The sequence below is a fragment of the Pseudomonas sp. B16(2017) genome, assembly GCF_002113205.1.
Lineage (GTDB): Bacteria > Pseudomonadota > Gammaproteobacteria > Pseudomonadales > Pseudomonadaceae > Aquipseudomonas > Aquipseudomonas pharyngis.
The window spans coordinates 27,698-52,393 of the sequence record NZ_NEKA01000023.1; the positions used below are offsets into that span (position 1 = coordinate 27,698).

The 24,696-nt window shown below is 60.0% G+C and carries 27 protein-coding genes; 22 read left to right on the forward strand and 5 right to left on the reverse strand.

The window, feature by feature from the left end; all coding sequences use genetic code 11:
* Positions 1-25: 25 nt before the first annotated feature.
* On the forward strand, positions 26-817 hold the full coding sequence (locus tag CAG25_RS26870) for a hypothetical protein (RefSeq protein WP_085613492.1): 792 nt from the start codon (positions 26-28) through the stop codon (positions 815-817).
* An 86-nt stretch (positions 818-903) separates the two neighbouring features.
* On the opposite strand, the gene prmB is transcribed toward CAG25_RS26870, so the two are convergent.
* Positions 904-1,812: a 50S ribosomal protein L3 N(5)-glutamine methyltransferase gene (prmB, locus tag CAG25_RS26875; protein WP_085613493.1), complete on the reverse strand. Its 909-nt coding sequence runs from the start codon at positions 1,810-1,812 to the stop codon at positions 904-906.
* 239 nt (positions 1,813-2,051) lie between these two features.
* Here prmB and CAG25_RS26880 point away from each other — a divergent pair, with 239 nt between their 5' ends.
* From CAG25_RS26880 to CAG25_RS26900, 5 genes are all read left to right on the forward strand, one after another.
* Entirely contained in the window at positions 2,052-2,642 is a 591-nt protein-coding gene (locus CAG25_RS26880) for a cysteine hydrolase family protein (RefSeq protein ID WP_011333204.1), read from the forward strand.
* A gap of 131 nt (positions 2,643-2,773) precedes the next feature.
* A complete protein-coding gene (locus CAG25_RS26885; RefSeq protein ID WP_007960009.1) occupies positions 2,774-3,094 on the forward strand; it encodes a hypothetical protein in 321 nt (106 codons plus the stop codon).
* A gap of 73 nt (positions 3,095-3,167) precedes the next feature.
* Entirely contained in the window at positions 3,168-3,725 is a 558-nt protein-coding gene (locus CAG25_RS26890; RefSeq protein ID WP_039769915.1) for a Smr/MutS family protein, read from the forward strand.
* Positions 3,726-3,802: 77 nt separating this feature from the next.
* Positions 3,803-4,348 carry a GTP cyclohydrolase I FolE gene (gene folE, locus CAG25_RS26895; protein WP_003204506.1) on the forward strand — a complete coding sequence of 182 codons (546 nt, stop codon included), beginning with the start codon at positions 3,803-3,805 and terminating at the stop codon, positions 4,346-4,348.
* Between the two features lie 101 nt (positions 4,349-4,449).
* Positions 4,450-4,821 (forward strand): glutathione S-transferase N-terminal domain-containing protein, encoded by a 372-nt coding sequence (locus CAG25_RS26900; protein ID WP_085613494.1) that lies wholly within the window; start codon positions 4,450-4,452, stop codon positions 4,819-4,821.
* Between the two features lie 34 nt (positions 4,822-4,855).
* Here the strand turns inward: CAG25_RS26900 and CAG25_RS26905 are convergent, their stop codons facing one another.
* A complete protein-coding gene (locus CAG25_RS26905; protein WP_085613495.1) occupies positions 4,856-6,022 on the reverse strand; it encodes a PLP-dependent aminotransferase family protein in 1,167 nt (388 codons plus the stop codon).
* Between the two features lie 82 nt (positions 6,023-6,104).
* On the opposite strand from CAG25_RS26905, the gene CAG25_RS26910 reads away from it, so the two are divergent.
* The 4 genes from CAG25_RS26910 to CAG25_RS26930 all read left to right on the forward strand — a co-directional run bounded on the left by CAG25_RS26910 (position 6,105) and on the right by CAG25_RS26930 (position 10,546).
* Positions 6,105-6,548, forward strand: coding sequence for a MarR family winged helix-turn-helix transcriptional regulator (locus tag CAG25_RS26910; protein ID WP_085613496.1), 444 nt, complete (start codon positions 6,105-6,107; stop codon positions 6,546-6,548).
* Between the two features lie 196 nt (positions 6,549-6,744).
* Positions 6,745-8,094: an NCS2 family permease gene (locus tag CAG25_RS26915; protein ID WP_085613497.1), complete on the forward strand. Its 1,350-nt coding sequence runs from the start codon at positions 6,745-6,747 to the stop codon at positions 8,092-8,094.
* Positions 8,095-8,181: 87 nt separating this feature from the next.
* On the forward strand, positions 8,182-8,811 hold the full coding sequence (locus tag CAG25_RS26920) for a LysE family translocator (protein ID WP_085613498.1): 630 nt from the start codon (positions 8,182-8,184) through the stop codon (positions 8,809-8,811).
* Positions 8,812-8,953: 142 nt separating this feature from the next.
* Positions 8,954-10,546, forward strand: a complete 1,593-nt coding sequence (locus CAG25_RS26930; RefSeq protein WP_143492999.1) for a hypothetical protein — start codon at positions 8,954-8,956, stop codon at positions 10,544-10,546.
* Positions 10,547-10,653: 107 nt separating this feature from the next.
* Here the strand turns inward: CAG25_RS26930 and uraH are convergent, their stop codons facing one another.
* Positions 10,654-11,007 carry a hydroxyisourate hydrolase gene (uraH, locus tag CAG25_RS26935; RefSeq protein WP_011333195.1) on the reverse strand — a complete coding sequence of 118 codons (354 nt, stop codon included), beginning with the start codon at positions 11,005-11,007 and terminating at the stop codon, positions 10,654-10,656.
* A 429-nt stretch (positions 11,008-11,436) separates the two neighbouring features.
* Between uraH and puuE the strand changes: the two genes are divergently transcribed.
* The 8 genes from puuE (at position 11,437) to CAG25_RS26975 (ending at position 19,595) form a co-directional block, all read left to right on the forward strand.
* Positions 11,437-12,363 (forward strand): allantoinase PuuE, encoded by a 927-nt coding sequence (puuE, locus tag CAG25_RS26940; RefSeq protein WP_085613501.1) that lies wholly within the window; start codon positions 11,437-11,439, stop codon positions 12,361-12,363.
* A complete protein-coding gene (gene uraD / locus CAG25_RS26945; protein ID WP_085613502.1) occupies positions 12,360-12,875 on the forward strand; it encodes a 2-oxo-4-hydroxy-4-carboxy-5-ureidoimidazoline decarboxylase in 516 nt (171 codons plus the stop codon). The genes puuE and uraD overlap by 4 nt, the downstream gene beginning before the upstream one ends.
* A 90-nt stretch (positions 12,876-12,965) precedes the next feature.
* Positions 12,966-13,961, forward strand: a complete 996-nt coding sequence (gene alc / locus CAG25_RS26950) for an allantoicase (protein ID WP_007960036.1) — start codon at positions 12,966-12,968, stop codon at positions 13,959-13,961.
* 135 nt (positions 13,962-14,096) lie between these two features.
* The gene (locus CAG25_RS26955; protein WP_027613342.1) at positions 14,097-14,600 is read left to right on the forward strand and encodes an ureidoglycolate lyase; all 504 of its coding nucleotides are present in this window, start codon (positions 14,097-14,099) and stop codon (positions 14,598-14,600) included.
* Positions 14,601-14,651: 51 nt separating this feature from the next.
* Positions 14,652-15,965, forward strand: a complete 1,314-nt coding sequence (locus CAG25_RS26960; protein WP_039769892.1) for a urate hydroxylase PuuD — start codon at positions 14,652-14,654, stop codon at positions 15,963-15,965.
* Positions 15,966-16,133: 168 nt separating this feature from the next.
* Positions 16,134-17,492 (forward strand): nucleobase:cation symporter-2 family protein, encoded by a 1,359-nt coding sequence (locus CAG25_RS26965; RefSeq protein ID WP_064594592.1) that lies wholly within the window; start codon positions 16,134-16,136, stop codon positions 17,490-17,492.
* 159 nt (positions 17,493-17,651) lie between these two features.
* The gene (locus tag CAG25_RS26970; protein ID WP_085613503.1) at positions 17,652-18,437 is read left to right on the forward strand and encodes an outer membrane protein OmpK; all 786 of its coding nucleotides are present in this window, start codon (positions 17,652-17,654) and stop codon (positions 18,435-18,437) included.
* 372 nt (positions 18,438-18,809) lie between these two features.
* Positions 18,810-19,595, forward strand: coding sequence for an outer membrane protein OmpK (locus CAG25_RS26975; RefSeq protein ID WP_064594588.1), 786 nt, complete (start codon positions 18,810-18,812; stop codon positions 19,593-19,595).
* A 123-nt stretch (positions 19,596-19,718) separates the two neighbouring features.
* Here CAG25_RS26975 and CAG25_RS26980 read toward each other — a convergent pair whose 3' ends face one another.
* Complete coding sequence (locus CAG25_RS26980; RefSeq protein ID WP_085613504.1) at positions 19,719-20,891, reverse strand: patatin-like phospholipase family protein; 1,173 nt, start codon at positions 20,889-20,891, stop codon at positions 19,719-19,721.
* Between the two features lie 36 nt (positions 20,892-20,927).
* A complete protein-coding gene (locus CAG25_RS26985; RefSeq protein ID WP_064594584.1) occupies positions 20,928-21,860 on the reverse strand; it encodes a lipid A biosynthesis lauroyl acyltransferase in 933 nt (310 codons plus the stop codon).
* A 117-nt stretch (positions 21,861-21,977) separates the two neighbouring features.
* Between CAG25_RS26985 and minC the strand changes: the two genes are divergently transcribed.
* From minC to CAG25_RS27005, 4 genes are all read left to right on the forward strand, one after another.
* The gene (gene minC, locus CAG25_RS26990; protein WP_085613518.1) at positions 21,978-22,715 is read left to right on the forward strand and encodes a septum site-determining protein MinC; all 738 of its coding nucleotides are present in this window, start codon (positions 21,978-21,980) and stop codon (positions 22,713-22,715) included.
* A 169-nt stretch (positions 22,716-22,884) separates the two neighbouring features.
* Positions 22,885-23,697, forward strand: coding sequence for a septum site-determining protein MinD (gene minD / locus CAG25_RS26995; RefSeq protein ID WP_039769880.1), 813 nt, complete (start codon positions 22,885-22,887; stop codon positions 23,695-23,697).
* Positions 23,697-23,951, forward strand: a complete 255-nt coding sequence (gene minE / locus CAG25_RS27000) for a cell division topological specificity factor MinE (RefSeq protein ID WP_007960071.1) — start codon at positions 23,697-23,699, stop codon at positions 23,949-23,951. Before minD ends, minE begins: the two co-directional genes overlap by 1 nt.
* A 91-nt stretch (positions 23,952-24,042) precedes the next feature.
* Entirely contained in the window at positions 24,043-24,678 is a 636-nt protein-coding gene (locus tag CAG25_RS27005) for an RluA family pseudouridine synthase (protein WP_039769876.1), read from the forward strand.
* Positions 24,679-24,696 lie beyond the last annotated feature (18 nt).

Sequence of the window (24,696 nt, forward strand, 5' to 3'; positions counted from 1 at the left end):
GCAGCTTGGACAGGATCTCGCCGTTATGACCGATACCCAGACTTCACCCGACACCACCGCTGAAAAAGACGCACCGCCAGCGGTCGAGCTGCCATGGGCGGATGTCCACGTCGAGCACCACAAGATGCTCCGCCTGGCGCCGTTGCAGACCGACCGCAACACCGGCGGGCGGCCGCTGCGTTTCGTTGAATTCGGATACGCCGAGCGCAACGGCAAAGAACACAGCCTGATGCGCATGGCGATCAAGTTGCCTGCTCAGCGTGTGCGCAAAGAACAGAATCATCTGGACGTGTGGGTCGATCACACGACCAAACGCGTGCATTTCGGCCCGGACAGCGGTCTGCAGATCGAACCGATGAACCGTGGCATCGGCCGCTTCATGGCCGCCCAGGGCATCAACTGGGCGAAAAAACGCTGGCCCACCTACACCGTCGACGGCATGGACTTGAACAACAAGGACGCGCTGAACGAAGACACTCGCTTGCGCCGCGATCACTTTTTGCGGGTGCATGGCTTTGATGTGGCTTACGCCGACGCCCAGCATTTGAAGGGCAGCGTCAAGGAAGTAAAGGTTGGTGACTTGCTGGGCGACTGGAACAGCGAAAAGCTGCAGATCGTCGAGATTCTTGAAGCCGCGCAGATGTTGCAACAGGCCGAGCAGAATCTGGCCGAGCAGGAAGTGAAGCTGAAGAAGCAGGAAGACAAGGTCAGCAAGTTCAAACGCGAAGACGCCGGTTTGCGGTTCACCATTACTTGTCTGGTGGCGTTTGCGGTGTTTCAGGCTGGGTTGCTGATCTGGATTGCAACGCACCGTTGATGGCTTGAGACCACGGTACCGCCATTCGCGAGCAGGCTCGCTCCCACAGGGGAATGCATTTCAGCTGTGGGAGCGATTCATGCCATTTAGACGCGGGAAGCGAACAGTGCCTGATGGGCGCGGCACTGTTCGGCGGTCAGCATGAACACGCCATGCCCGCCGCGCTCGAACTCCAGCCAGGCGAAATCGACTTCCGGGTACAGCGCTTCGACGTGTACCTGGCTGTTGCCCACCTCGATAATCAGCAAACCCTTCTCGGTCAGATGATCCGCCGCTTCGGCGAGCATCCGGCGTACCAGGTTCAAACCGTCGTCGCCGCAGGCCAGGCCCAGTTCCGGCTCGTGCTGGTATTCGTCCGGCATGTCGGCGAAATCTTCCGCATCGACGTAAGGCGGGTTCGACACGATCAGGTCGAAACGCTGGCCCGGCAGGCCATCGAAACCATCGCCCTGCACGGTGAACACCCGCTCATCGACGCCATGGCGCTCAATGTTCTGGTTCGCCACTTCCAGCGCTTCGAACGACAGATCCGCCAGCACCACTTCGGCATTCTGGAACTCGTAGGCGCAGGCGATGCCGATGCAACCGGAGCCGGTGCACAGGTCGAGAATCCGCGCCGGCTCGTCGCCGATCCATGGGGCAAAACGGTTTTCGATCAGTTCGCCAATCGGCGAGCGCGGGATCAGCACACGTTCATCGACGATGAATGACATGCCGCAGAACCAGGCTTCGCCCAGCAGGTAAGCGGTCGGAATGCGCTCTTCGATGCGGCGCTTGAGCAGGCGCTGAAGATTGACCAGCTCATCGTCCTCCAGCGCGCAATCCAGATAGCTGTCGGCGATTTCCCATGGCAGGTGCAAGGCACCGAGCACGAGCTGCCGGGCTTCGTCCCAGGCATTGTCGGTGCCATGGCCGAAAAACAGATCCTCCCCATGGAAGCGGCTGACGGCCCAACGAATGTGGTCGCGCAGGGTACGAAGTCGGGAAGTGATCACGGGGCAGAACTCCAGAAAAAACGACTGGCGATTCTAGCAGCCAAAACGCGCCGCGACGACGCAGGAAAGATCCCGGGGCGACGGTAGGACTCTTCCGATTTTCCCCTCGGCTATTGAACAGATCGTGTAACTTGACAAGGCTGCAGGCCAGCAACGACGGTGTCTACGATGGTAGCGATTCACAGAACCGCTCAGCCAGAGGACAATGTCGCAAAAGCCCCACCCGAAGGAGCCCCAGAATGTCCGTTCCAAAAACGATGTTTCAACTCAGCGGTCGCGGTTACGCAGCGGCCACGTTGAGCCATGCCACCGTGGTCATCATCGATGCCCAGAAAGAGTACCTCAGCGGCCCGCTGGCCCTGAGCGGCATGGACGCGGCTGTCGCGAACATCAAACAACTGGTTGCCGCCGCCCGCGCGGCCGGCCGGCCGATCGTGCATGTGCGCCACCTCGGCACCGTCGGCGGTCTGTTCGACCCGCAGGGCGAACGCGGCGAGTTCATCCCCGGCCTGGAACCCCAGGGCGATGAAACCATCATCGGCAAGTTGCTGCCGAGCGCCTTTCACGGCACCGAACTCTACGATCGTCTGCAAACCATCGGCTCGCTGGACCTGATCGTCTGCGGTTTCATGAGTCACTCCAGCGTCAGCACCACCGTGCGCGCGGCGAAGAACCTGGGTTTCCGCTGCACCCTGGTCGAAGATGCCTGTGCCACCCGCGATCTGCCATTCAAGGGCCGCGTGCTCAGCGCCGAACAGGTGCAGGAAGCGGAAATGGCGATCATGGCTGACAACTTCGCTACCCTCGCCCTGACCCAGGATCTGATCTGATCTTCCGTAAATGAGCGGCTCAGCCCGCCGCTCATCTGCAAAAACCTCGCATTTGCTTCAATTACCCTAGCCTCAGGAACAACCCGGTCAACTCCCGGTCGAAGGGCCGATACCCATTGAGGAAGGTCGGAATGAAGTTATCCGATGGATTTGACGCACGCCGCTTGCGGCCCAAAGGCCAAAGCAACTGGCGATTTCGATTCGGCGCGGCGATTGCGGCCATACTGGCGACGTTCGGCGTGCTGCTGGCGATGGCCGGGGCCGCCAGCCTGCTGGGGCGCCCACCGGCGCTCGGCGACCTGAACGCAACCCCGCTCGGCTCCGCAATCATTCTCGCAGTCGGCCTGCTGTTCCTGTATTTCGGCGTGGCCCTGTGGCGTCGTTGCCGGCGTCGCGCACGGCAATCGCGAGAATTGAACATGTCCCCGCACCTGATGAAAAAACACGATTGATCGACGGCCTGGCTTTTTGCCGGGCCGTTTTGTATCCGTTTGGGTAAACTGGCCGCCCTTCGCGGAGGCTGATATGCAAGACGACGATTTTTCCCTGTTCAAAAGTGCGATCCAAGGCGTCAAGCCGATCAAGCACGACCGCGCCGACACCGGCAAACCCAAGGCTGACCGAGACCGGATCGCCAAGCTGCGCCAGTCCGCCACCGTGCGCACCGACACCACCACCGTTGACGGCCTGTCCGATCAGTTCGTGATTGACGTCGGCCCCGAAGACGAGCTGATGTGGGCCCGTGACGGCGTGCAGGAAAGCCAGATGCGCAAGCTCAAGATCGGGCAGATCCCGTTCGAAGGCAGCCTCGACCTGCACGGCATGAGCGTAGAAAAAGCCCGCGAAACCCTCTGGGCGTTTCTCGCCGAAGCGACCAAATTCGAAATCCGCTGCGTGCGCGTCACCCACGGCAAGGCTGTGCGTCTGGACGGCAAGCGGCCGATGATCAAAAGCCACGTCAACACCTGGCTGCGCCAGCATGCGCAAGTGCTGGGTTTCTGCTCGTGCCAGGCGAAACATGGCGGCGCCGGCGCCGTGTATGTGATGCTCAAACGCACCATGATGGAAGGCCGCGACGAATAATCCCGTCACACCGAACTTGCAGGGTCGTGTCCGCCACCGTACCCTTGCCCTTTGCGAAAATCCCCACAGGTAGTTTCATGTCCCTGGAACAGAATTACACCGCGATTCTCGGCCAACTGGGCGAGGACGTCTCCCGCGAGGGCCTGCTCGACACGCCAAAGCGTGCCGCCAAAGCCATGCAGTACCTCTGCCGCGGTTATGAACAGACGCTCGAAGAGGTCACCAACGGTGCCCTGTTCAGCTCCGACAACAGCGAAATGGTGCTGGTCAAGGACATCGAGCTCTACTCGTTGTGCGAACACCACCTGCTGCCGTTCATCGGCAAGGCCCACGTCGCGTACATCCCGAGCGGCAAAGTGTTGGGCCTGTCGAAGGTCGCGCGGATCGTCGACATGTACGCCCGTCGCCTGCAGATTCAGGAAAACCTCAGCCGCCAGATCGCCGATGCGGTCCAGCAGGTCACCGGCGCGCTGGGCGTGGCCGTGGTGATCGAGGCCAAGCACATGTGCATGATGATGCGCGGTGTGGAGAAACAGAATTCGTCGATGATCACTTCGGTGATGCTCGGTGAGTTCCGTGAAAACGCGGCGACCCGCAGCGAGTTTCTCAGCCTGATCAAGTAATGCGTGACAGAAAAAACCGGCGTTGATCGCCGGTTTTTTTTCGTCCGTGAAAAATCGGGTAAGCTGCGCGCCTTCTTCAATGTCCCTGTGAGGCTTGTAACGTGTTCGTCAAAGCGCTTCGTGTCGGCCTCGGCCAACTGATCATCTTCCTTGATTTCCTCACCCGCCCGGGCAAGAAGCAGCGCCCCGCCGCTGCCCAGGCTCAGGTTGATGCCGCCGCCAGGAGCCTGACCCTGTATCAGTTCCACGCCTGCCCGTTCTGCGTGAAGACCCGCCGCAGCCTGCGCCGCCTGAACGTTCCGGTGGCCCTGAAGGATGCGAAGAACAACGAGCAGGATCGCCAGACCCTGCTGGAAGAGGGCGGCAAGATCAAAGTGCCGTGCCTGCGCATCGAAGAGAACGGCCAGACCACCTGGATGTATGAGTCCAACACCATCATCGAGTATCTGAACCAGCGGTTCGCCGCAGTCTGAATCAAAAAAACCGGCCTGATGAAGGCCGGTTTTTTCATGCGGCCTCGGCGGCCTGCGCCTGGCGCACCACCGCTGCCAGGCGTTTGAGCCCTTCGTCCAGTCGAGCCGGGTCGATGTGACTGAAGTTCAGGCGCAGATGACCGGGGTTGCGATCCGGATCGGGGAAGAACGGTTCGCCGGGCATGAACGCCACATCGTTGGCCAGCGCGGTGTTCAGCAACGTGCGGGTGTCCAGCGGTTGCTTCAGGGTCAGCCAGAAAAACAGCCCGCCCTGCGGCGTGTTCCAGTCCGCCAGATCGGCGAAATGGGTTTCCAGCGCCAATTGAAAGGCATCGCGGCGCTGACGATAGAAGCCACGCAATTCACTCAAGTGCTGCTGATATTTCTCATTGCCAATCCACTGCAACGCCTGCCATTGACCGATGCGATTGGTGTGCAGATCCGCCGATTGCTTGAGTTTGAGCAGGTGCGGGAACAGGTCCGGGCTGGCAATCAGGTAGCCGACGCGCAGGCCTGGCAGCAGGGTTTTCGACACGGTGCCGGTGTAGATCCAGCTGGATTTCTTGAGGCGCCCGGCAATCGGTTGAGCGCTGCCGCCGTCGAAGGTCAGTTCGCGGTAAGGCTCGTCTTCGATCAGGGTCACGCCGAATTCGTCGAGCAATGTCGCAACGGCTTCGCGCTTGGCTTCGCTGTAGCGCACGGCCGATGGGTTCTGGAAGGTCGGAATCAAATAGATGAACGCCGGGCGGTGCTGCTCCAGACGCTGGCGCAACTGTGCGAGGTTCGGGCCATCAGCCTCCAGCGGCACGGTCAGGCAATCGGCGCCGAACAGCTGAAAAATCTGCAAGGCCGCCAGATAGGTCGGTGCTTCGAGCAGGATTTCGGTGCCCTTGTCGATGTACAGCTTGGCCGCCAGGTCCAGAGTCTGCTGGGAACCACTGACTACCAGCACCTGACTCGCCTCACACGGTAAACCCAACGCCCTCGCCTCTGCCGCCAGCGCTTCGCGCAGTGCCGGCTCACCTTCACTCATGCCGTACTGGCCGAGAGAAACTGGCATCTCAGCCCACTCGACCTTCGGCAACATGGCTTCAGCCGGCAAACCGCCAGCGAAAGACATCACTTCCGGACGCTGGGCCGCGGCAAGGATTTCACGGATCAGAGAACTTTTGAGGCGCGAGACACGTTCGGAAAAAGCCATGGAAGTCACCGCTAGCGAGGCATGGGAAAAATGAGTCAAACTTGTTGACTGAAATTACGACACCTCACCCGGAAACGTCAACATGCTTGACCTTAAAAACTGCGCCAGCCAACAACAGGCCATGGAAGCCTTCTTCTTTGGTTACCAGGCGTTCACCGCCAAAGCCGACGAAATGCTCGAACGTCGCGGCCTGTCCCGAGTGCATCAACGCATTGTGTTTTTCATTGCCCGCTATCCGAACCTGAGCGTCAAGGAATTGCTCGCGCTGCTCGGCGTCAGCAAGCAGGCGCTGAACATGCCGTTGCGGCAATTGCAGGAAATGCACCTGGTGAACAGCGTGGCGTCCGAGACCGATAAACGTAAACGCCTGCTGGAGCTGACCGTCGAAGGTGCGAAATTCGAGCAGGCGCTGCGTCGTGAACAGGTGAAATTGCTCGAGCGCGTCTTTGCCGAAGCCGGCGAAACGGCGGTCAACGGCTGGCTGACGGTGAATCTGGCGCTGGGAACCAATCGCCCGGCCGAGTGATATAGCTCGATCACCAGTCTTTTCGTCTACAAAACCAAAAACAATATTTGCTTTATTTGTACACAAAAGCATAATCCACAGCGTGCGAGTTCCTGACTACACGGTCAACAAATTCGCGTATGCCTCAAAGGACCGCTGCCACCCCTCATGGGTCCGGTCCTGGAAATAACAATAAAACTCTTGAGGAGTACTCGCTGTGGAAAGCCGCAAATCCGAAGCATCGACGCTGGAACTCTCGCCGCCGTTACGCACTGGCCTGCTTGAGCGCATCTTCAAACTCAGCTTGCATGGCACCACGGCGAAGACCGAGCTGATTGCCGGTCTGACAACCTTCATCACCATGGCCTACATCATCTTCGTCAACCCGAACATCATGGCCGATGCCGGGATCGATCACGGTGCAGCCTTCGTCGCCACCTGTATCGCCGCCGCGCTGGGCTGCCTGCTGATGGGCCTCTACGCCAACTGGCCGGTGGGCCTGGCGCCGGGCATGGGCCTCAACGCGTTCTTCACCTACACCGTGGTCGGCACCATGGGCTACAACTGGGAAACCGCGCTCGGTGCGGTGTTCGTCTCGGGCGTGCTGTTCATGATCCTGACCTTTTCGCGGATTCGCGAATGGCTGCTCAACAGTATTCCGGTCAGCCTGCGCTATGCGATGGGCGCCGGCGTGGGTCTGTTCCTCGGGCTGATCGGCCTGAAAACCGCCGGCATCGTCGTCGATAGCCCGGCCACCCTGATCAAGCTTGGCTCGCTGCGTGAACCCGGTCCGCTACTTGCCGCCATCTGCTTCCTGATGATCGCGATCCTCAGCTATCACAAAGTGTTCGGCGCAATCCTCATCAGCATCATCACCGTGACACTGGCCGGTTGGGGAATTGGTCTGGTGCACTACGAGGGCATCATGTCCGCGCCGCCAAGCCTGGCGCCAACCTTCATGGCCATGAACGTCGCCGGCGTGTTCAACGTCAGCATGATCAGCGTGGTGCTGGCCTTCCTGTTCGTGCACATGTTCGACACCGCCGGCACCCTGATGGGCGTCGCCCAGCGCGCTAACCTGGTGAACCCTGACGGGCGCATCGAAAACCTGTCCCGCGCCATGAAAGCCGACTCCGCCTCCAGCGTATTCGGCGCGGTGGTTGGTGTCCCTCCCGTCACCAGCTACGTGGAAAGTGCCGCCGGCGTGGCCGCTGGTGGTCGGACTGGTCTTACCGCCGTCACCGTGGGTGTGCTATTTATAGCCGCGATGTTCTTTGCACCGCTGGCCGGCATGATTCCCGCCTATGCCACCGCTGGCGCGCTGATTTATGTAGCGATGCTGATGATGGGCGGCATGGCGCACATCGAATGGGACGAAGCGACCGACAGCATTCCGGCGATCGTCACCGCGATCATGATGCCGCTGACCTTCTCGGTCGCCGACGGTATCGCGCTGGGCTTCATTACCTATGTCGCGCTGAAGGCCGGCACCGGTAAATACAAGGAAATCTCCGTCAGCCTGTGGGTGCTCTGCGCGATCTTCATCGCCAAGTTCATCTTCCTGTAAGCACTACGCGGTTCATGCTTCAAAACAGCCTCACCTCACCGGGTGGGGCTTTTGCACATTCTTGATAACGATAAAAAGGAGCAAGTGATGAGTCTGGAAACCTGGCTGCTGTTCAGCGGCGCTGCGCTGGTGGTGATCCTGATTCCGGGGCCGCTGTCGTTGCTGATGATCAGCAACAGTCTGAATTACGGTCTGCGTCGTTCGTACCCGGCGTTTCTCGGTGGCGTGTTCGCCTCGATCTGCCTGCTCAGTGCCTCGGCGCTGGGGCTGGGTGCTCTGCTGCTGGCGTCCGAAAAACTGTTCAGCGCCCTGAAGATCGTCGGCGCGATTTATCTGTTCTACCTCGCCTGGCAGAGCTGGCAGCAATCGCGCCAGCCGTCGGTGGGTGCCGAAGTGCCGAATGCCGCACCGGTTCCGCGCTTTCGCGCACTGTTCGGGCGCGCCTTTGTACTGGGCGCCAGCAATCCAAAAGACATCCTGTTCTTCGCCGCTTTCCTGCCGCAGTTCCTCAACGCCGGGCAGCCGTTTCTGCCACAACTAATGGTGATGATCGCGACCTGGACCGTACTTGATCTGCTGTGCAAGCTGACCTACGGCCTCGGCGCCCACGGTGCGGCGCGTTACCTGCGCAGCGGCAGGGGTCAGAGCTGGTTTAACCGCATCAGCGCCGGACTGTTTGGCGGTGCCGGAGCAGCTTCGATGCTGAGTAGCTACTGATGCCCTCAAGGGGCGAGTCATACAACGCAACGTTTCGCCCCACGAGTAGATATATGTACCGCACCTCCCAAGGTTGATTCACCGAAGATCCGGCTTCTTTTGACCCGATCAACGTGAATCGACTTTGCGAGTGAAATGCCCCATGAGTCCCAAACGACCGATAAAACCCGGCGCTCCAACCACCTCACCCGAAACAGCTTTTCCCATTCCCGATGTGCTGGCTCCGAAACTGCACAGACTGCCTCTCAACATCGCTCTCAATACGGCAGAAAGCTCACCCGACGCCCAATCCCGAGCGTCTACTCAATCATCATCCTTTCAGCACGTTCCTTTGGAGATCATCGACCTTCCGATAGAGACCCATATCGCGTCTGTCATCGCACATGCACCGATAGAGCACTTCTTCCTCCCTCCCAATCAACTCTCCAGACTCCCGCCACCGAATGCGCTTTCCGGCATTCGAGAGTTCGGGACGCAAAGGCACTTCGTGGACCTTCAGGAAGGAGGAACCGTACAGCTGGGCATAGACCCGGAGAACCATTATCGAGCCAGATTGAACAGTGACTACATGCCTTCCGGTCCACGAGTCGAACAGGTGGAAGGAACCCTCACCTGGCGCGTGAAGCCCGCCGACGAGAGCACCGGCGGCAGCGACTCCAGATTGACGCTCAAGCGCCTGCGAAATCCAAATGGCGATCCTGAAGAAGTTATCGCGCCCAAACGCACCTCTTTCTCGACGGGCTCCGAGTGGTCCGATCCCTGGAAAAAATGGGCAGCACCACTTCAACAAACCTCCCTGACAACCATTGAAGTCGAGGGCACCCGATACCTGCTCTTGCCACAGGGTACCGACCCTGATCATCCAATCGCTTACATCAAGAATCCGCAGCACTGGCTTTACGACTTTGATTACATGGAGCGGATCCTCGGCACAGATTTGATGCAACAACCCAGAGGTGCAATACGCATTCCGCCAGCGAATCAATGGGAGGTCGATCCGAACCTGCCCTTTCAGCACCCACTGAAGCAATATATCGCCACCTATTTTCCGCAGCTGTCGGAAACTTCAATGAACAAAGTGGCCAGGCACCAGTTCGACCTGGCCAACGATGGGGATATGGCAACCGGCGTTGGCCTGACCCGCCTCAGACAAACCTTCAACGACTGGAAAAGTGGCAACAGCGCACCTCGCCCGCAGCTGGCTGATCCACTGCTGATGCTTCCGATACTGACAACTTCCAGCAGCGGTCCGGGACTCGCCCGGACTCTGGATTTACCGAGCGCATCCCCGGAAGGCCCTCTCCAGCGACTGGACTTCGATATGACGAGGCAAGAATGGGATTATTTCAAGACGACGCACTCAGGCGTTGAGCTGAAGCGGCTCATGAACGGCATCCTGAGCCGCCAGGGCTATGATGTTTTTGCGCCGACCATTGCGACTACCTTTCCGGCTCTGGTGTTTCGTCGCAAGAATCATCCCTTCGTCTTTTTTATCAGTTTGTATCGTGTCAGGGGGCGGAAGATTCACCAACCGTTGAATTCAGCCCCTGATGCAGCCGACTCCCGGCTAAACACCCAGGTCGGATACGCAGCACTTCAGGAAATCCTCCAGGCTCACGCTGAAAAGAGGCTGGTCTGGCTCAAGGGTGGGTCACAGATCCATGCTTCGCAGCCGGATACCATTTTTATCGTCAGGGATGATGAATCCAGGCTCGGAACCATCGCCGACCTGTAATAGGGAACTCCTTTCACGTGACGAAAAAAAGCCCGCAGTGTGAGCGGGCGAAAGACCAAAGAAGCTATATGCGCAGTCGCTTCCCGGTGGGGGCAGCTGCTTGGGGGTCAGCTGCCCCGATAGGTGGAATAGCTGTAAGGCGAGATCAGCAACGGCACGTGGTAGTGATCCTGTTCGGCAGAGATGCCGAACCGCAGCACCACCACGTCCAGAAATGCCGGCTCCGGCAACTGGACGCCACGGGCGCGGTAGTAATCGCCGGCGTGGAACTGAACCTGATAGACACCGGTACGGTAGTCATCGCCTTGCAGCAGCGGCGCATCGACCCGGCCATCGCTGTTGGTAAGCGCGCTGGCGACCAATTCCAGGTGCGAACCTTCAACGCGGTACAGCTCGACCTTGATCGAGCTGCCCGGGCAACCGTGTGCAGCGTCCAAAACGTGTGTTGTCAAACGTCCCATTGATTCTGCGCGCCTGCCTGCGTGGAGCAGTCAGACCTCGCGCCTCCCGAAGTCAGTTGAAAAGGAGACCGCACCGTTTCGGAGCACGAAAAGCTGCGGCGAGCGACTGATTAAGACACTTTTCAAAAAAATTGTACACAATAAAAACGACATTTTTCCTCCCACCCCCAGCCTCCGCCGATTTTCCGCTGCTCAGGCCTCGAACCATGCATTCATTGAACCTCTGATCCATTAGCTGACTGATCAGGCAGATTTCTTGCAGGCTCTCGCCTTTATCAGCAAAAGAGGACGGCCGGTGAAAAATGCGAAAATTCAGGCTTACAAATTGAGAATAAAGTTGTATACAATCAGCCCATCGCTGTGACGCCAGCTGCCATCCCATCTTCAAGGCGCCACACAATCTGTCAACGAATAAGAAGGAAGACTGCAGTGAGCGCTGACTACCCACGCGACCTGATCGGTTACGGCAGTAACCCTCCTCACCCACACTGGCCGGGCAATGCCCGGATCGCCCTGTCCTTCGTACTCAATTACGAAGAAGGTGGCGAGCGCAACATCCTGCATGGCGACAAAGAATCGGAAGCCTTCCTCTCGGAAATGGTCGCGGCCCAGCCTCTGCAAGGCGCGCGCAACATGAGCATGGAATCGCTTTACGAGTATGGCAGTCGCGCCGGCGTCTGGCGGATCCTGAAACTGTTCAAGGAATTCGACATTCCGCTGACCATCTTCGCCGTGGCCATGGCCGCCCAGCGCCACCCGGACTTGATCCGCGCGATGGTCGCGGCCGGTCACGAGATCTGCAGCCACGGCTACCGCTGGATCGACTACCAGTACATGGACGAGGCGCAGGAACGCGAGCACATGCTCGAAGCGATCCGCATCCTCACCGAACTCACCGGCGAGCGCCCGCTGGGCTGGTACACCGGTCGCACCGGCCCCAACACCCGCCGCCTGGTGATGGAAGAAGGCGGTTTCCTCTACGACTGCGACACCTACGACGACGACCTGCCCTACTGGGAACCGAACAACCCGACCGGCAAGCCGCACCTGGTGATCCCGTACACCCTGGACACCAACGACATGCGCTTCACCCAGGTCCAGGGTTTCAACAAGGGCGACGATTTCTTCGAATACCTCAAGGATGCGTTCGACGTGCTTTATGCCGAAGGCGCCGAAGCGCCGAAGATGCTGTCGATCGGTCTGCACTGCCGTCTGATCGGCCGTCCGGCGCGTCTGGCTTCGCTCAAGCGCTTTATCGAATACGCTAAAAGTCATGAACAGGTGTGGTTCAGCCGTCGCGTCGACATCGCACGTCACTGGCACGAAACCCACCCGTACCAAGGGGCTGCCAAATGAGCACCTTTCAAACCCTGCAACCGTCGACCCTGAGCCGCGACGCCTTCGTCAACGCCTTCGCCGACATCTACGAACATTCGCCATGGGTGGCCGAGAAGGCCTTCGATCTGGGCCAGGACGCGTCGATCGACCAGATCGAAACCCTGCACCAGCGCATGAGCGACATCCTGTTGAGCGCCGATCACGCCAGCCAGCTGGCACTGATCAACGCTCACCCGGACCTGGCCGGCAAAGCTGCCGTCCAGGGCGAGTTGACCGAAGCCAGCACCCATGAACAGGCTGGCGCCGGTATTCACCAATGCACGGCCGAAGAGTTCCAGCGCTTCACCGAGCTGAACGACGCCTACAAAGCCAAGTTCAAGTTTCCCTTCATCATGGCGGTAAAAGGCAGCAACCGGCATCAGATCCTCGCGGCGTTCGAAACGCGCATTCACAACCCGGTCGACACCGAGTTCAAATGCGCGCTGGCGGAGATCAACAAGATCGCCCTGTTCCGATTACTGACTCTCTAGCAAGCCTGGCCCGAGAAACCTCTAGAACGCTTGCGTTTCCCAGGGCCTTGCAAGCATCCCCAGCCACTTATTTAAAGGCAGACAAGAAGAATGAAAGCTTACGCCGTACCTTTCGAGAAGTTCGTCAACCTGGCCGATGCCCGTCTGGGCACCAAAATCATCTCGGTCACCGATGACTGGTTCGCAGACGCCAATCGTCTGTTTCAGCCGACCCCGGCCGTGTGGAAGGAGGGCGTGTTCGATGACAACGGCAAGTGGATGGACGGCTGGGAGTCCCGCCGCAAGCGCTTCGAAGGCTACGACAGCGCGGTGATCCGCCTGGGCGTACCGGGTTCGATCAAAGGCGTGGACATCGACACTTCATTCTTCACCGGCAACTTCCCGCCATCGGCCTCGCTGGAAGCGTGCTTCCTGGCGTCGGGCGAGCCGGACGAAAACACCCAGTGGACTGAAGTGCTGTCGGCCGTCGAGTTGCAGGGCAACAGCCACCACTACCACGAAATCAGCAACGACAAGGCATTCAGCCACCTGCGCTTCAACATCTACCCGGATGGCGGCGTGGCCCGTCTGCGCGTATACGGCATTCCGTTCCGCGACTGGTCCGCTGTTGGCGACAACGAGCAAGTCGACCTGGCCGCAGCCCTCAACGGTGGCCGCGCCCTCGCCTGCTCCGACGAACACTTCGGCCGCATGAGCAACATCCTCAACCCGGGCCGTGGCATCAACATGGGCGACGGCTGGGAAACCGCACGTCGTCGTACCCCGGGCAATGATTGGGTGATCGTCGCACTGGGCCACCCGGGCGAGATCGAAAAAATCATCGTCGACACCCTGCACTTCAAAGGCAACTACCCGGACACCTGCTCGATCCAGGGCGCGTTCGTCAAGGGCGGCACCGACAGCCAGATCGAAACCCAGTCGCTGTTCTGGCGTGAACTGCTGCCAAGCCAGAAGCTGGAAATGCACGCCGAACACACCTTCGTCGAGCAGATCAAGGCACTGGGCCCGATCACCCACATCCGTCTGAACGTGTTCCCGGATGGTGGTGTGAGCCGCCTGCGCGTTCTCGGCAAGGTCGCTAAATAAGCGGTGCGCCCTTCGCGAGCAAGTCGAATCGTCGCACCGCCGCTCCCACAGGGGAATGCGATCGAATGTGGGAGCGGGCTTGCTCGCGAAGGCGTCAGAACCAACAACACAGAACTCAACGAAAAGAAGAACAGCATGCGCACACTGACGATTGAACCGCTGACCAAAGAAGCCTTCGCCCCTTTCGGTGACGTGATCGAAACCGACGGCAGCGATCACTTCATGATCAACAACGGTTCGACCATGCGCTTCCACAAACTGGCGACGGTCGAAACCGCGACGCCTGAGGACAACGCGATCATCAGCATCTTCCGCGCCGACGCGCAGGACATGCCGCTGACCGTCAGCATGCTGGAACGCCATCCGCTGGGCAGCCAGGCTTTCATTCCGCTGCTCGGCAACCCCTTTCTGATCGTGGTCGCGCCACTTGGCGATGTACCTGTATCAGGCTTGGTCCGCGCCTTCGTCACCAACGGCAGGCAGGGCATCAATTACCATCGCGGCGTCTGGCACCACCCGGTGCTGACGATCGAAAAGCGGGATGACTTCCTGGTGGTTGATCGCAGTGGCACAGGCAATAACTGCGATGAGCATTTTTTCAAAGAGGATGAGCGTTTGATCCTCGCCCCCCACCAATAAGAGAAGGTCTGATCACTCGACAACAAGAGTGACAGGCGAGAGGTAAAGACTGTGGAAGCACATCTGTTGGAATGGCTGAACCTGAGCGTGCGCTGGGTTCACATGATCACTGGCGTGGCCTGGATCGGCGCGTCGTTCTACTTCGTCTGGCTGGAGAACAACCTCAACCGCGTCAACCCGAAAACCGGTCTTGCCGGTGATCTGTGGGCGATCCACGGCGGCGGAATCTATCACCTGGAAAAATACAAACTGGCCCCTCCGTCGATGCCGGAGAACCTGCACTGGTTCAAATGGGAAGCCTACTTCACCTGGATGTCGGGGATCGCGCTGCTGTGCGTGGTGTTCTACTCCAACCCCGTGCTCTACCTCGTGGCACCCGGCAGCGGCCTGACCGGCCCTGAAGGCGTGGCCATCGGCATCGGTTCGCTGATCGCCGGCTGGTTCATCTACGACTTCCTCTGCGACTCGCCTCTGGGCAAGAAACCGGCCCTGCTCGGCTTCATCCTGTTCGTGCTGATCATCGGCGCGGCGTATGGCTTCAGCAAGGTATTCAGCGGTCGCGGTGCCTACCTGCACGTCGGCGCGATCATCGGCACCATCATGGTCGGCAACGTGTTCCGCATCATCATGCCGGCCCAGCGCGCACTGGTGGCCGCGATCGCCGAGAACCGCACGCCGGATCCGGCCCTGCCGGCCAAAGGCCTGCTGCGTTCGCGTCACAACAACTACTTCACCCTGCCGGTGCTGTTCATCATGATCAGCAACCACTTCCCGAGCACCTACGGCAGCCAGTACAACTGGCTGATCCTGGCCGGGATCGCCGTGCTGGCGGTGTTGGTGCGTCACTACTTCAACACCCGTCACGACAGCCACAAGTTTGCCTGGACCCTGCCGGTTGCAGCGGTGGGCATGATCAGCCTGGCGTACGTCACCGGCCCGGCGCCGATGTCGACCGCGCCGGACGTGGCCAAGGCCCCTGCGAAAATCGAGTACCAGCCACTGCCGGAAACGGCGCTGGGTGGTGGCGCGAAACCGGCTGAAGCGGCACAACCGGCAGCCCCTGCCGCTCCTGCTGCCGCTCCGGCCCAGGCGTCCAATGCCGGCCCGGGTTTCGACAAGGTGCACTCGGTGATCCAGGAACGCTGCGCGGTCTGCCACTCGGCCAAACCGACCAGCCCGCTGTTCAGCGCTGCTCCGGCCGGTGTGATGTTCGACACCCCCGAGCAGATCCGCCAGAACGCGGCACGGATCCAGGCGCAAGCCATCACCACGCAGATCATGCCACTGGGCAACATCACGCAGATGACCCAGCAGGAACGTGACCTGATCGGTGCATGGATCGCCCAGGGAGCCCAGACCAACTAAGCAGTAAAAGCATCGCTGGCAAGCCAGCTCCCACAGGGTTTGCACTGCCTGTGTGGGAGCTGGCTTGCCAACGATTAGCCGCAACGCGGTTTACCTGATGCAAAGAAACAGCTGTGAGCAACCCGGCAGCTGTTCAATCACAAGAATAAAAAAGATCCGAGGTGTTGCATGTCCGAGCTGTCCAAAGCGCGCATCCCCGACGCACCCGCCATTCAGCGTTTGCCCCTTTTGCAACTGATCCTGGTCGGTTTGCAACATGTACTGCTGATGTACGGCGGCGCCATCGCGGTACCGCTGATCATCGGACAGGCCGCTGGCCTGAGTCGTGAAGAAATCGCCTTCCTGATCAACGCCGACCTGCTGGTCGCCGGCATTGCCACCATCGTGCAGTCCTTGGGCATCGGCCCGATGGGCATCCGCATGCCGGTGATGATGGGCGCCAGTTTCGCCGCCGTCGGCAGCATGGTCGCCATGGCCGGCATGCCGGGCATCGGTCTGCAGGGGATTTTCGGCGCGACCATCGCCGCCGGTTTTTTCGGCATGCTCATCGCGCCGTTCATGTCCAGGGTCGTGCGCTTCTTCCCTCCTCTGGTGACTGGCACGGTCATCACCTCGATCGGTCTGTCGCTGTTTCCCGTGGCCGTGAACTGGGCCGGTGGCGGCGCCGCCGCTGCGCAATTCGGTTCACCGATTTACCTGGCCATCGCCGCACTGGTGCTGGCCACCATTCTGTTGATCCACCGCTTCATGCGCGGTTTCTGGGTCAATATTTCCGTGCTGATCGGCATGTGTCTGGGCTACGTGCTCTGCGGCGCCATCGGCATGGTCGACCTGAGCGGCATGGCCAACGCGCCGTGGGTTCAGTTCGTCACCCCGCTGCATTTCGGCATGCCGAAATTCGAACTGGCACCGATCCTGTCGATGTGTCTGGTGGTGGTGATCATCTTCGTCGAGTCCACCGGGATGTTTCTGGCGCTGGGCAAGATCACCGGCCAGGAAGTCTGCCCGCGCATGTTGCGTCGAGGCCTGCTGTGTGATGCCGGCGCGTCGTTCTTCGCCGGATTCTTCAACACCTTCACCCACTCCTCCTTCGCGCAGAATATCGGCCTGGTGCAGATGACCGGCGTGCGCTGCCGCTCGGTGACCATCGTCGCCGGCGGTCTGCTGATCGTCCTGAGCCTGCTGCCGAAAGCGGCGTTCCTGGTGGCGTCGATTCCACCGGCGGTGCTGGGTGGCGCGGCGATTGCGATGTTCGGCATGGTCGCGGCCACCGGCATCAAGATTCTGCAGGAAGCCGACATCGGCGACCGTCGCAATCAATTGCTGGTAGCCGTCAGCATCGGCATGGGGCTGATCCCGGTGGTGCGTCCGGAGTTCTTCGCCCACCTGCCATTGTGGATGAGCCCGATCACCCACAGCGGGATCGCCATGGCCACCCTCAGCGCGCTGACGCTGAACCTGTTGTTCAACATCCTCGGTGGCGCCGAACGCGCTGCGATCAACGACTGTCACGCACACCAACATTAACAGCGACACAAAAATCCCCTTGTGGGAGCGGGCTTGCTCGCGAAAGGGTCATGTCAGTCACCATCACTGTTGAATGACCCTCCGCTTTCGCGAGCAAGCCCGCTCCCACAGGGGTAAGCAACGCCCTGCCTCAACAAAAAAAACAAGAGGGAGCAACAGATGATCCGGACTCAAACCAGCGTGTTGTTGGGCGGCGGCCTGCTGGCCGCATCGCAAGCCATGGCCGGCGATTTATTGCTGTGGCAGACCAACAGCCTGAGCTACCTGTACGGCAAGAACTTCGCGATCAACCCGTCGATCCAGCAGACGGTGACGTTCGAGCACGCCGACAAGTGGAAGTACGGCGACAACTTCCTGTTCGTCGACAAGATCTTCTACAACGGCCAGGAAGACCGCAACAAAGGGCCCCACGCGTTCTATGGCGAATTCAGCCCGCGCCTGTCGTTCGGCAAGATCTTCGACAGGAAGCTGGAGTTCGGCCCGATCAAGGACGTACTGCTGGCCATGACCTACGAGTACGGCGAAGGCGACAGCGAGGCCTACCTGATCGGCCCCGGCTTCGACCTCAAGGTGCCGGGCTTCAACTATTTCACCCTGAACTTCTACCGCCGCCAGACCGAAGGCCCGCGCCCCGGCGACGGCGTCTGGCAGATCACCCCCAGCTGGTCCTACAGCATTCCCGTGGGCAATTCCGACCTGTTGATCGACGGCTATCTGGATTGGGTGGTCGACAACGACCAGAACTCCCGTGGCACCTATCACGCCAACCTGCACATCAACCCGCAGATCAAATACGACCTGGGCAAAGCCCTCGGCTGGGGTGAAAAGCAGGTGTACGTCGGCACCGAATACAGCTACTGGAAAAACAAATACGGGGTCGAAAACACCCACAGTTTCGACACCAACCAGAACACCGCCAGCCTGCTGGTCAAGGTGCACTTCTAAGATGACCCGCAACCGTGCCCCGTACCTGTCGTCGGTGCTCTGTTGCGGGGCACTTGAGGCCTGGCCGTTGAGTCAGTATTCTCCGCGGCCTCCTGAATTCGGTCTAAAAAAAAGCCCGAATTTAATTCCTGACCGAAAAGCCAACTTATCCAGGCTTCGGTCAGTACCGAGGCATCCCGAAAACACGCTCAATCGACTGTTTTTCAGCAGCCGACGGGCTTTTTTTTGCTTTTCGAAAAGCCTTGGCTCAGCTCTTGCTAACAGCATGAAAGCTGACCGGATGGATGACTTTTGCAGCAATGAAAAAAGGCGCCACACCAGAGCGCCGACTCAAAAAAATAAACGTGGAACACCTACTTTGGGAGCAACCGAATGAAACGTATGTGCACCAGCCTGATGCTTGCGGGATCGCTGCTGGCAGGGGGTCAGGCCATGGCCGACGGCCTGCTGCAATGGCAGAACAACAGCCTGACCTACCTCTATGGCAAGGACTTCCAGGTCAACCCGCGCATTCAGCAGACCGTCACCTTCGAGCACGCCGATGCCTGGAAGTACGGCGACAACTTCGTGTTCGTCGACAAGATCTTCTACAACGGCAAGGATGACGGCGGTGTGGGTTCGAACACCTACTACGGCGAAATCAGCCCGCGTCTGTCGTTCGGCAAGATCTTCGATCAGAAACTGGCTTTCGGTCCGGTCACCGACGTACTGCTGGCCATGACCTACGAATTCGGTGAAGGCGATACCGAGTCGTACCTGATCGGTCCGGGCTTTGACCTGGCGATCCCGGGCTTCGACTACTTCCAGCTGAACTTCTACCAGCGCCACACCGAAGGCTCCCGCGCCGGTGACAACGTCTGGCAGATCACCCCGGTCTGGTCCTACACGATTCCGGTCGGCGACTCGAACATCCTGATCGACGGCTTCATGGACTGGGTGGTCGACAACGACTCCAACTCCAAAGGCGATTACCACGCCAACCTGCACTTCAACCCACAGGTCAAATACGACCTGGGCAAGGCGCTGAGCATTGGCGAGAAGCAGCTGTATGTGGGTGTCGAGTACGACTACTGGTCGGACAAGTACGGGATCAAGGACAGCCAGTACTTCAAGACCGATCAGAGCACCACGAGCTTCCTGGTGAAGTTCCACTTCTGATCCTGGTGTCAGTGGCGTCTGAAAGGACGCCTTCGCTAGCAAGCCCGCTCCCACACTGGTTTTGTGTCGTTCACAAAACCAGTGTGGGAGCGGGCTTGCTAGCGAATGGCGGCACCACAAATCTCAAGCGGGAGCCACCGCCTCGCCAATCCCGAGAAACCGGCACAGCTCATCGCGCTTGGCCAAGGCATCGCGCCGCCCCAGGTCGATCAATTCGCTGCAATACCCCGCCTCGAACAGCAAGTAACTCAACACCCCTGCCCCGCTCGTTTTGGTCGCTCCCGGCCCACGCAAGAACAGCCGCAACGCCGCCGGCAATTCCTGACGATGCCGCGCCGCGATTTCATCGATCGGCTGACTTGGTGAAATCACCAACACTTCCACCGGCGCCACACCCAGAGCGCGGGTCGGCGTGCCTTCAGGCATCAGACGGCTGAACTGGTTGAGACGCTGAAGCAGCTCAATGTCGCTTTCCAGGCTATCAATGAAGGTGCTGTTGAGCATGTGCCCGCCGATCTGCGCCAGCGTCGGCTGCTGCCCGGTATAGGCGCGTTCCAGCGGTTGCGCCGGATCGAAACCGCGCGGGTTGCCGCTGACACCCACCACCAGCACCCGGCTCGCGCCCAGGTGCAGCGCCGGGCTGATCGGTGCCGATTGCCGCACCGCGCCATCACCGAAATATTCATCGCCGATCTTCACCGGCGCGAACAACAGCGGGATCGCCGAACTGGCCAGCAAGTGTTCCACCGACAACTGCGTCGGCACACCGATGCGCCGATGACGCAGCCAGGAATCGATGGTGCCGCCACCCTGATAGAAGGTCACTGCCTGCCCGGACTCGTAGCCGAACGCCGTCACCGCCACCGCGTGCAGTTGCTTGCGCGCGATGGACTCGGCGATGCCGGGCAGGTGCAGTTTTTCGTTGAGAAGATGACGCAGCGGCGAGCTGTCGAGCAGCGCCACCGGCATTTGCCGGCCCATGCCCAGCAGGCTGTGACTGACGAAACGACTGGCCTGACGAATCACTCCCGGCCAGTCGCTGCGCAACACCCGATGGCTGCGAAAGCCTTGCCAGAACAGGGTCAGGCGTTCGATGGCGGCGCGAAAATCCGTAGCACCGCTGGCCAGGCTGACCGCGTTGATCGCCCCGGCCGACGTGCCGACAATCACCGGAAACGGATTGTCCGCCCCCAGCGGCAGCAACTCGGCAATCGCCGCCAGCACCCCCACCTGATACGCCGCCCGAGCCCCGCCGCCGGAAAGAATCAAACCTGTGACCGGTTCAGCTGGGCTCATCGCAACGCTCCGTGGTGCTTATGGGGATGGGTCAAATCAACCGCGTTTGGCGTACAGCTTCGGCTCGCCCGGAGGCCGACTCTTGAAGCGCCGGTGTGCCCACAGGTATTGCTCGGGGCACTCACGCAACACGCCTTCGACCCACTGATTGATGCGGATGCAATCTTCTTCTTCGGTCTCGCCCGGAAAACCTTCCAGCGGCGGATGAATCACCAGACGATAACCGCTGCCGTCCGCCAGACGTTCCTGCGTGAACGGCACCACCAGCGCCTTGCCCAGCCGGGCGAACTTGCTGGTGGCGGTGACCGTTGCGGCCTGAATGCCAAACAGCGGCACGAAGATGCTCTGCTTGGCGCCGTAGTCCTGATCCGGCGCGTACCAGATCGCCCGACCCGCGCGCAGCAGTTTGAGCATGCCGCGCACGTCGTCACGTTCCACCGCCAGCGAGTCGAGATTGTGCCGCTCGCGGCCCTGACGCTGGACGAAGTCGAACAGCGGGTTCTTGTGTTCGCGGTACATGCCGTCGATGGTGTGCTGCTGGCCGAGCAGCGCCGCGCCGATTTCCAGGGTGGTGAAATGCACCGCCATCAGAATCACGCCCTTGCCTTCGCGCTGGGCCTTCTGCAAATGCTCAAGACCTTCGACGTGGGCCAGTTTCGCCAGGCGCTGACGCGACCACCACCAGCTCATCGCCATTTCAAAGAAGGCGATGCCGGTGGAGGCGAAGTTTTCCTTGAGCAGTCGCTTGCGCTCGGCGGCGGATTTTTCCGGGAAACACAGTTCCAGATTGCGCTTGGCGATGCGCCGCCGGTCGCCGGCGAAGCGATACATCAGGGCACCGAGAAAACGACCGATGGCCAGCAACGCCGGATACGGCAGTTGCACGGTCAGCCACAACAGCCCGAGGCCGCACCAGAGCGGCCAGAAGCGTGGGGCAAGAAATGCTTTTCGAAAACGCGGGCGATCCATTAAAGCTTCCGTAAATACAGTGGCCGCGCATTCTACATCGTTCGACCCGGCTTGCGGCCTGCGGGCGTTCTCGTTATAAGTCTCGGCACTTTTAGTGACAAGCCGTTGTATGCCGACATGAGCCAAACCGAACCGAAAGACCAAGATCCCGTGTTCCAGCTGAAGGGCAGCATGCTCGCCATTACGGTGCTGGAGCTGTCCCGCAACGACCTGGACAGCCTCGATCGGCAATTGGCCGCCAAAGTCGCCCAGGCACCGAATTTCTTCAGCAACGCGCCGCTGGTTCTGGCGCTGGACAAACTGCCGCCAAGCGAAGGCGCCGTCGACCTGCCGGGCCTGATGCGCGTGTGCCGCCAGCACGGCCTGCGCACCCTGGCAATCCGCGCCAGCCGCATCGAAGACATCGCCGCCGCCATCGCCATCGACATCCCGGTGCTGCCGCCATCCGGCGCCCGCGAACGACCGCTGGAAAGCGCCGAACCCGTCGCACCGAAGAAGCCGGAAAAGCCGTCGGAGCCGGCCGTCAAACCGACCCGCGTCATCACCACGCCAGTACGTGGTGGCCAACAGATATATGCGCAAGGTGGCGATCTGGTGGTGGTTTCCTCGGTCAGCCCGGGGGCGGAACTTCTCGCCGATGGCAACATCCATGTATACGGCCCGATGCGCGGTCGTGCGCTGGCCGGGGTCAAGGGCGACACCAAGGCGCGGATTTTCTGTCAGCAATTGAGCGCTGAACTGATCTCCATCGCAGGCCATTACAAGGTTTCCGAAGACCTGCGTCGCGATCCGATGTGGGGTTCGGGCGTACAGGTCAGCCTGTCGGGCGACGTGTTGAACATCATTCGGCTTTAACGGATACTGCCGCATTTTCCAAGCATCTCTAAAACGTAGCGAAAACGGCTCAAACGAAGTAGGAAAAAGGCCAAAAGCCGAATTCCAGCCAAGGCTGTCCGACTGCAGTAGTTTTCTAGAGATGTTTTTCAGGGGCTGAACAGTCCTTCTTCCTTAGGGGTGAAACACCTTGGCCAAGATTCTCGTGGTTACATCCGGCAAGGGTGGTGTGGGTAAGACCACCACCAGCGCCGCTATCGGTACCGGCCTCGCTCTGCGCGGCCACAAAACAGTGATCGTCGACTTCGACGTGGGCTTGCGTAACCTCGACCTGATCATGGGTTGCGAACGCCGCGTGGTGTATGACTTCGTCAACGTCGTCAACGGCGAAGCCAACCTGCAACAGGCCCTGATCAAAGACAAGCGCCTGGAAAACCTCTATGTACTGGCCGCCAGCCAGACCCGCGACAAAGACGCGCTGACCGTCGAAGGCGTGGAAAAAGTCCTGATGGAGCTCAAGGAACAATTCGACTTCGTCGTCTGCGACTCCCCGGCGGGTATCGAGAAAGGCGCGCACCTGGCCATGTACTTCGCTGACGAAGCGATCGTCGTGACCAACCCGGAAGTCTCCTCGGTACGTGACTCCGACCGCATGCTCGGCCTGCTGGCCAGCAAGTCCCGTCGCGCCGAACGCGGCGAAGAGCCGATCCAGGAACACCTGCTGATCACCCGCTACCACCCGGAGCGCGTCGAAAAAGGCGAAATGCTCGGTGTCGAAGACGTCAAGGAAATCCTCGCCGTACGCCTGCTGGGCGTCATCCCGGAATCCCAGGCCGTGCTCAAGGCCTCCAACCAGGGCGTACCTGTGATCCTCGATGATCAAAGCGACGCCGGCCAGGCCTACAGCGATACCGTTGATCGCCTGCTGGGCAAGGAAAAAGAACACCGGTTCCTGAATGTCGAGAAGAAGGGATTCTTCGAGCGTCTGTTTGGAGGTAGGTAATGAACCTTTTTGACTTCTTTCGTGCCAACAAAAAGCCAAGTACCGCCTCGGTCGCGAAAGAGCGTCTACAGATCATCGTGGCGCATGAACGCGGCCAGCGCAGCACCCCGGACTACCTGCCCTCCTTGCAGAAGGAACTGGTGGAAGTGATCCGCAAGTACGTCAACATCGGCAACGACGACGTGCACGTGGCACTGGAGAGCCAGGGCAGCTGCTCGATTCTGGAACTCAACATCACCCTGCCAGACCGCTGAGTCGATCCGGCAGGAACGACGGCGGCTCAGGGCCCTTCCGACACCGGAGGGGCCCTGAGCCGCCGTTGGCATTTGTTACGAGGCTGTTTTAATGCCGTTGTCCAACGTCCAAATCATTCATCAGGACGCCGCCGTTCTGGTGGTGAACAAACCGACCCTGTTGCTCTCCGTCCCCGGCCGGGCCGATGACAACAAGGACTGCCTGATCACCCGCCTGCAGGAAAACGGCTACCCCGAAGCACGTATCGTCCATCGTCTGGACTGGGAAACATCGGGGATCATTCTGCTGGCCCGCGACGCCGACACCCACCGTGAACTGTCGCGCCAGTTTCACGATCGTGAAACAGAGAAAGCCTACACTGCGCTCTGCTGGGGTCAGCCGGAACTGGACAGCGGCAGCATCGATCTGCCCCTGCGCTACGATCCGCCGACCAAGCCGCGCCACGTGGTCGATCACGAACACGGCAAGCACGCCCTGACCTTCTGGCGTGTGCTGGAACGCTGCGGCGACTGGTGCCGCGTCGAACTGACACCGATCACCGGCCGTTCGCACCAGTTGCGGGTGCACATGTTGTCCATCGGTCATCCGTTGCTCGGTGATGGCCTTTACGCCCACGAACAAGCCCTGGCCGCCTGGCCGCGTCTGTGCCTGCACGCGAGCATGCTCAGCTTCACCCATCCTCAGTCCGGCGAACGCTTGCGTTTCGAATGCCCGGCACCGTTTTAAGCACTGTCGGACCGACAG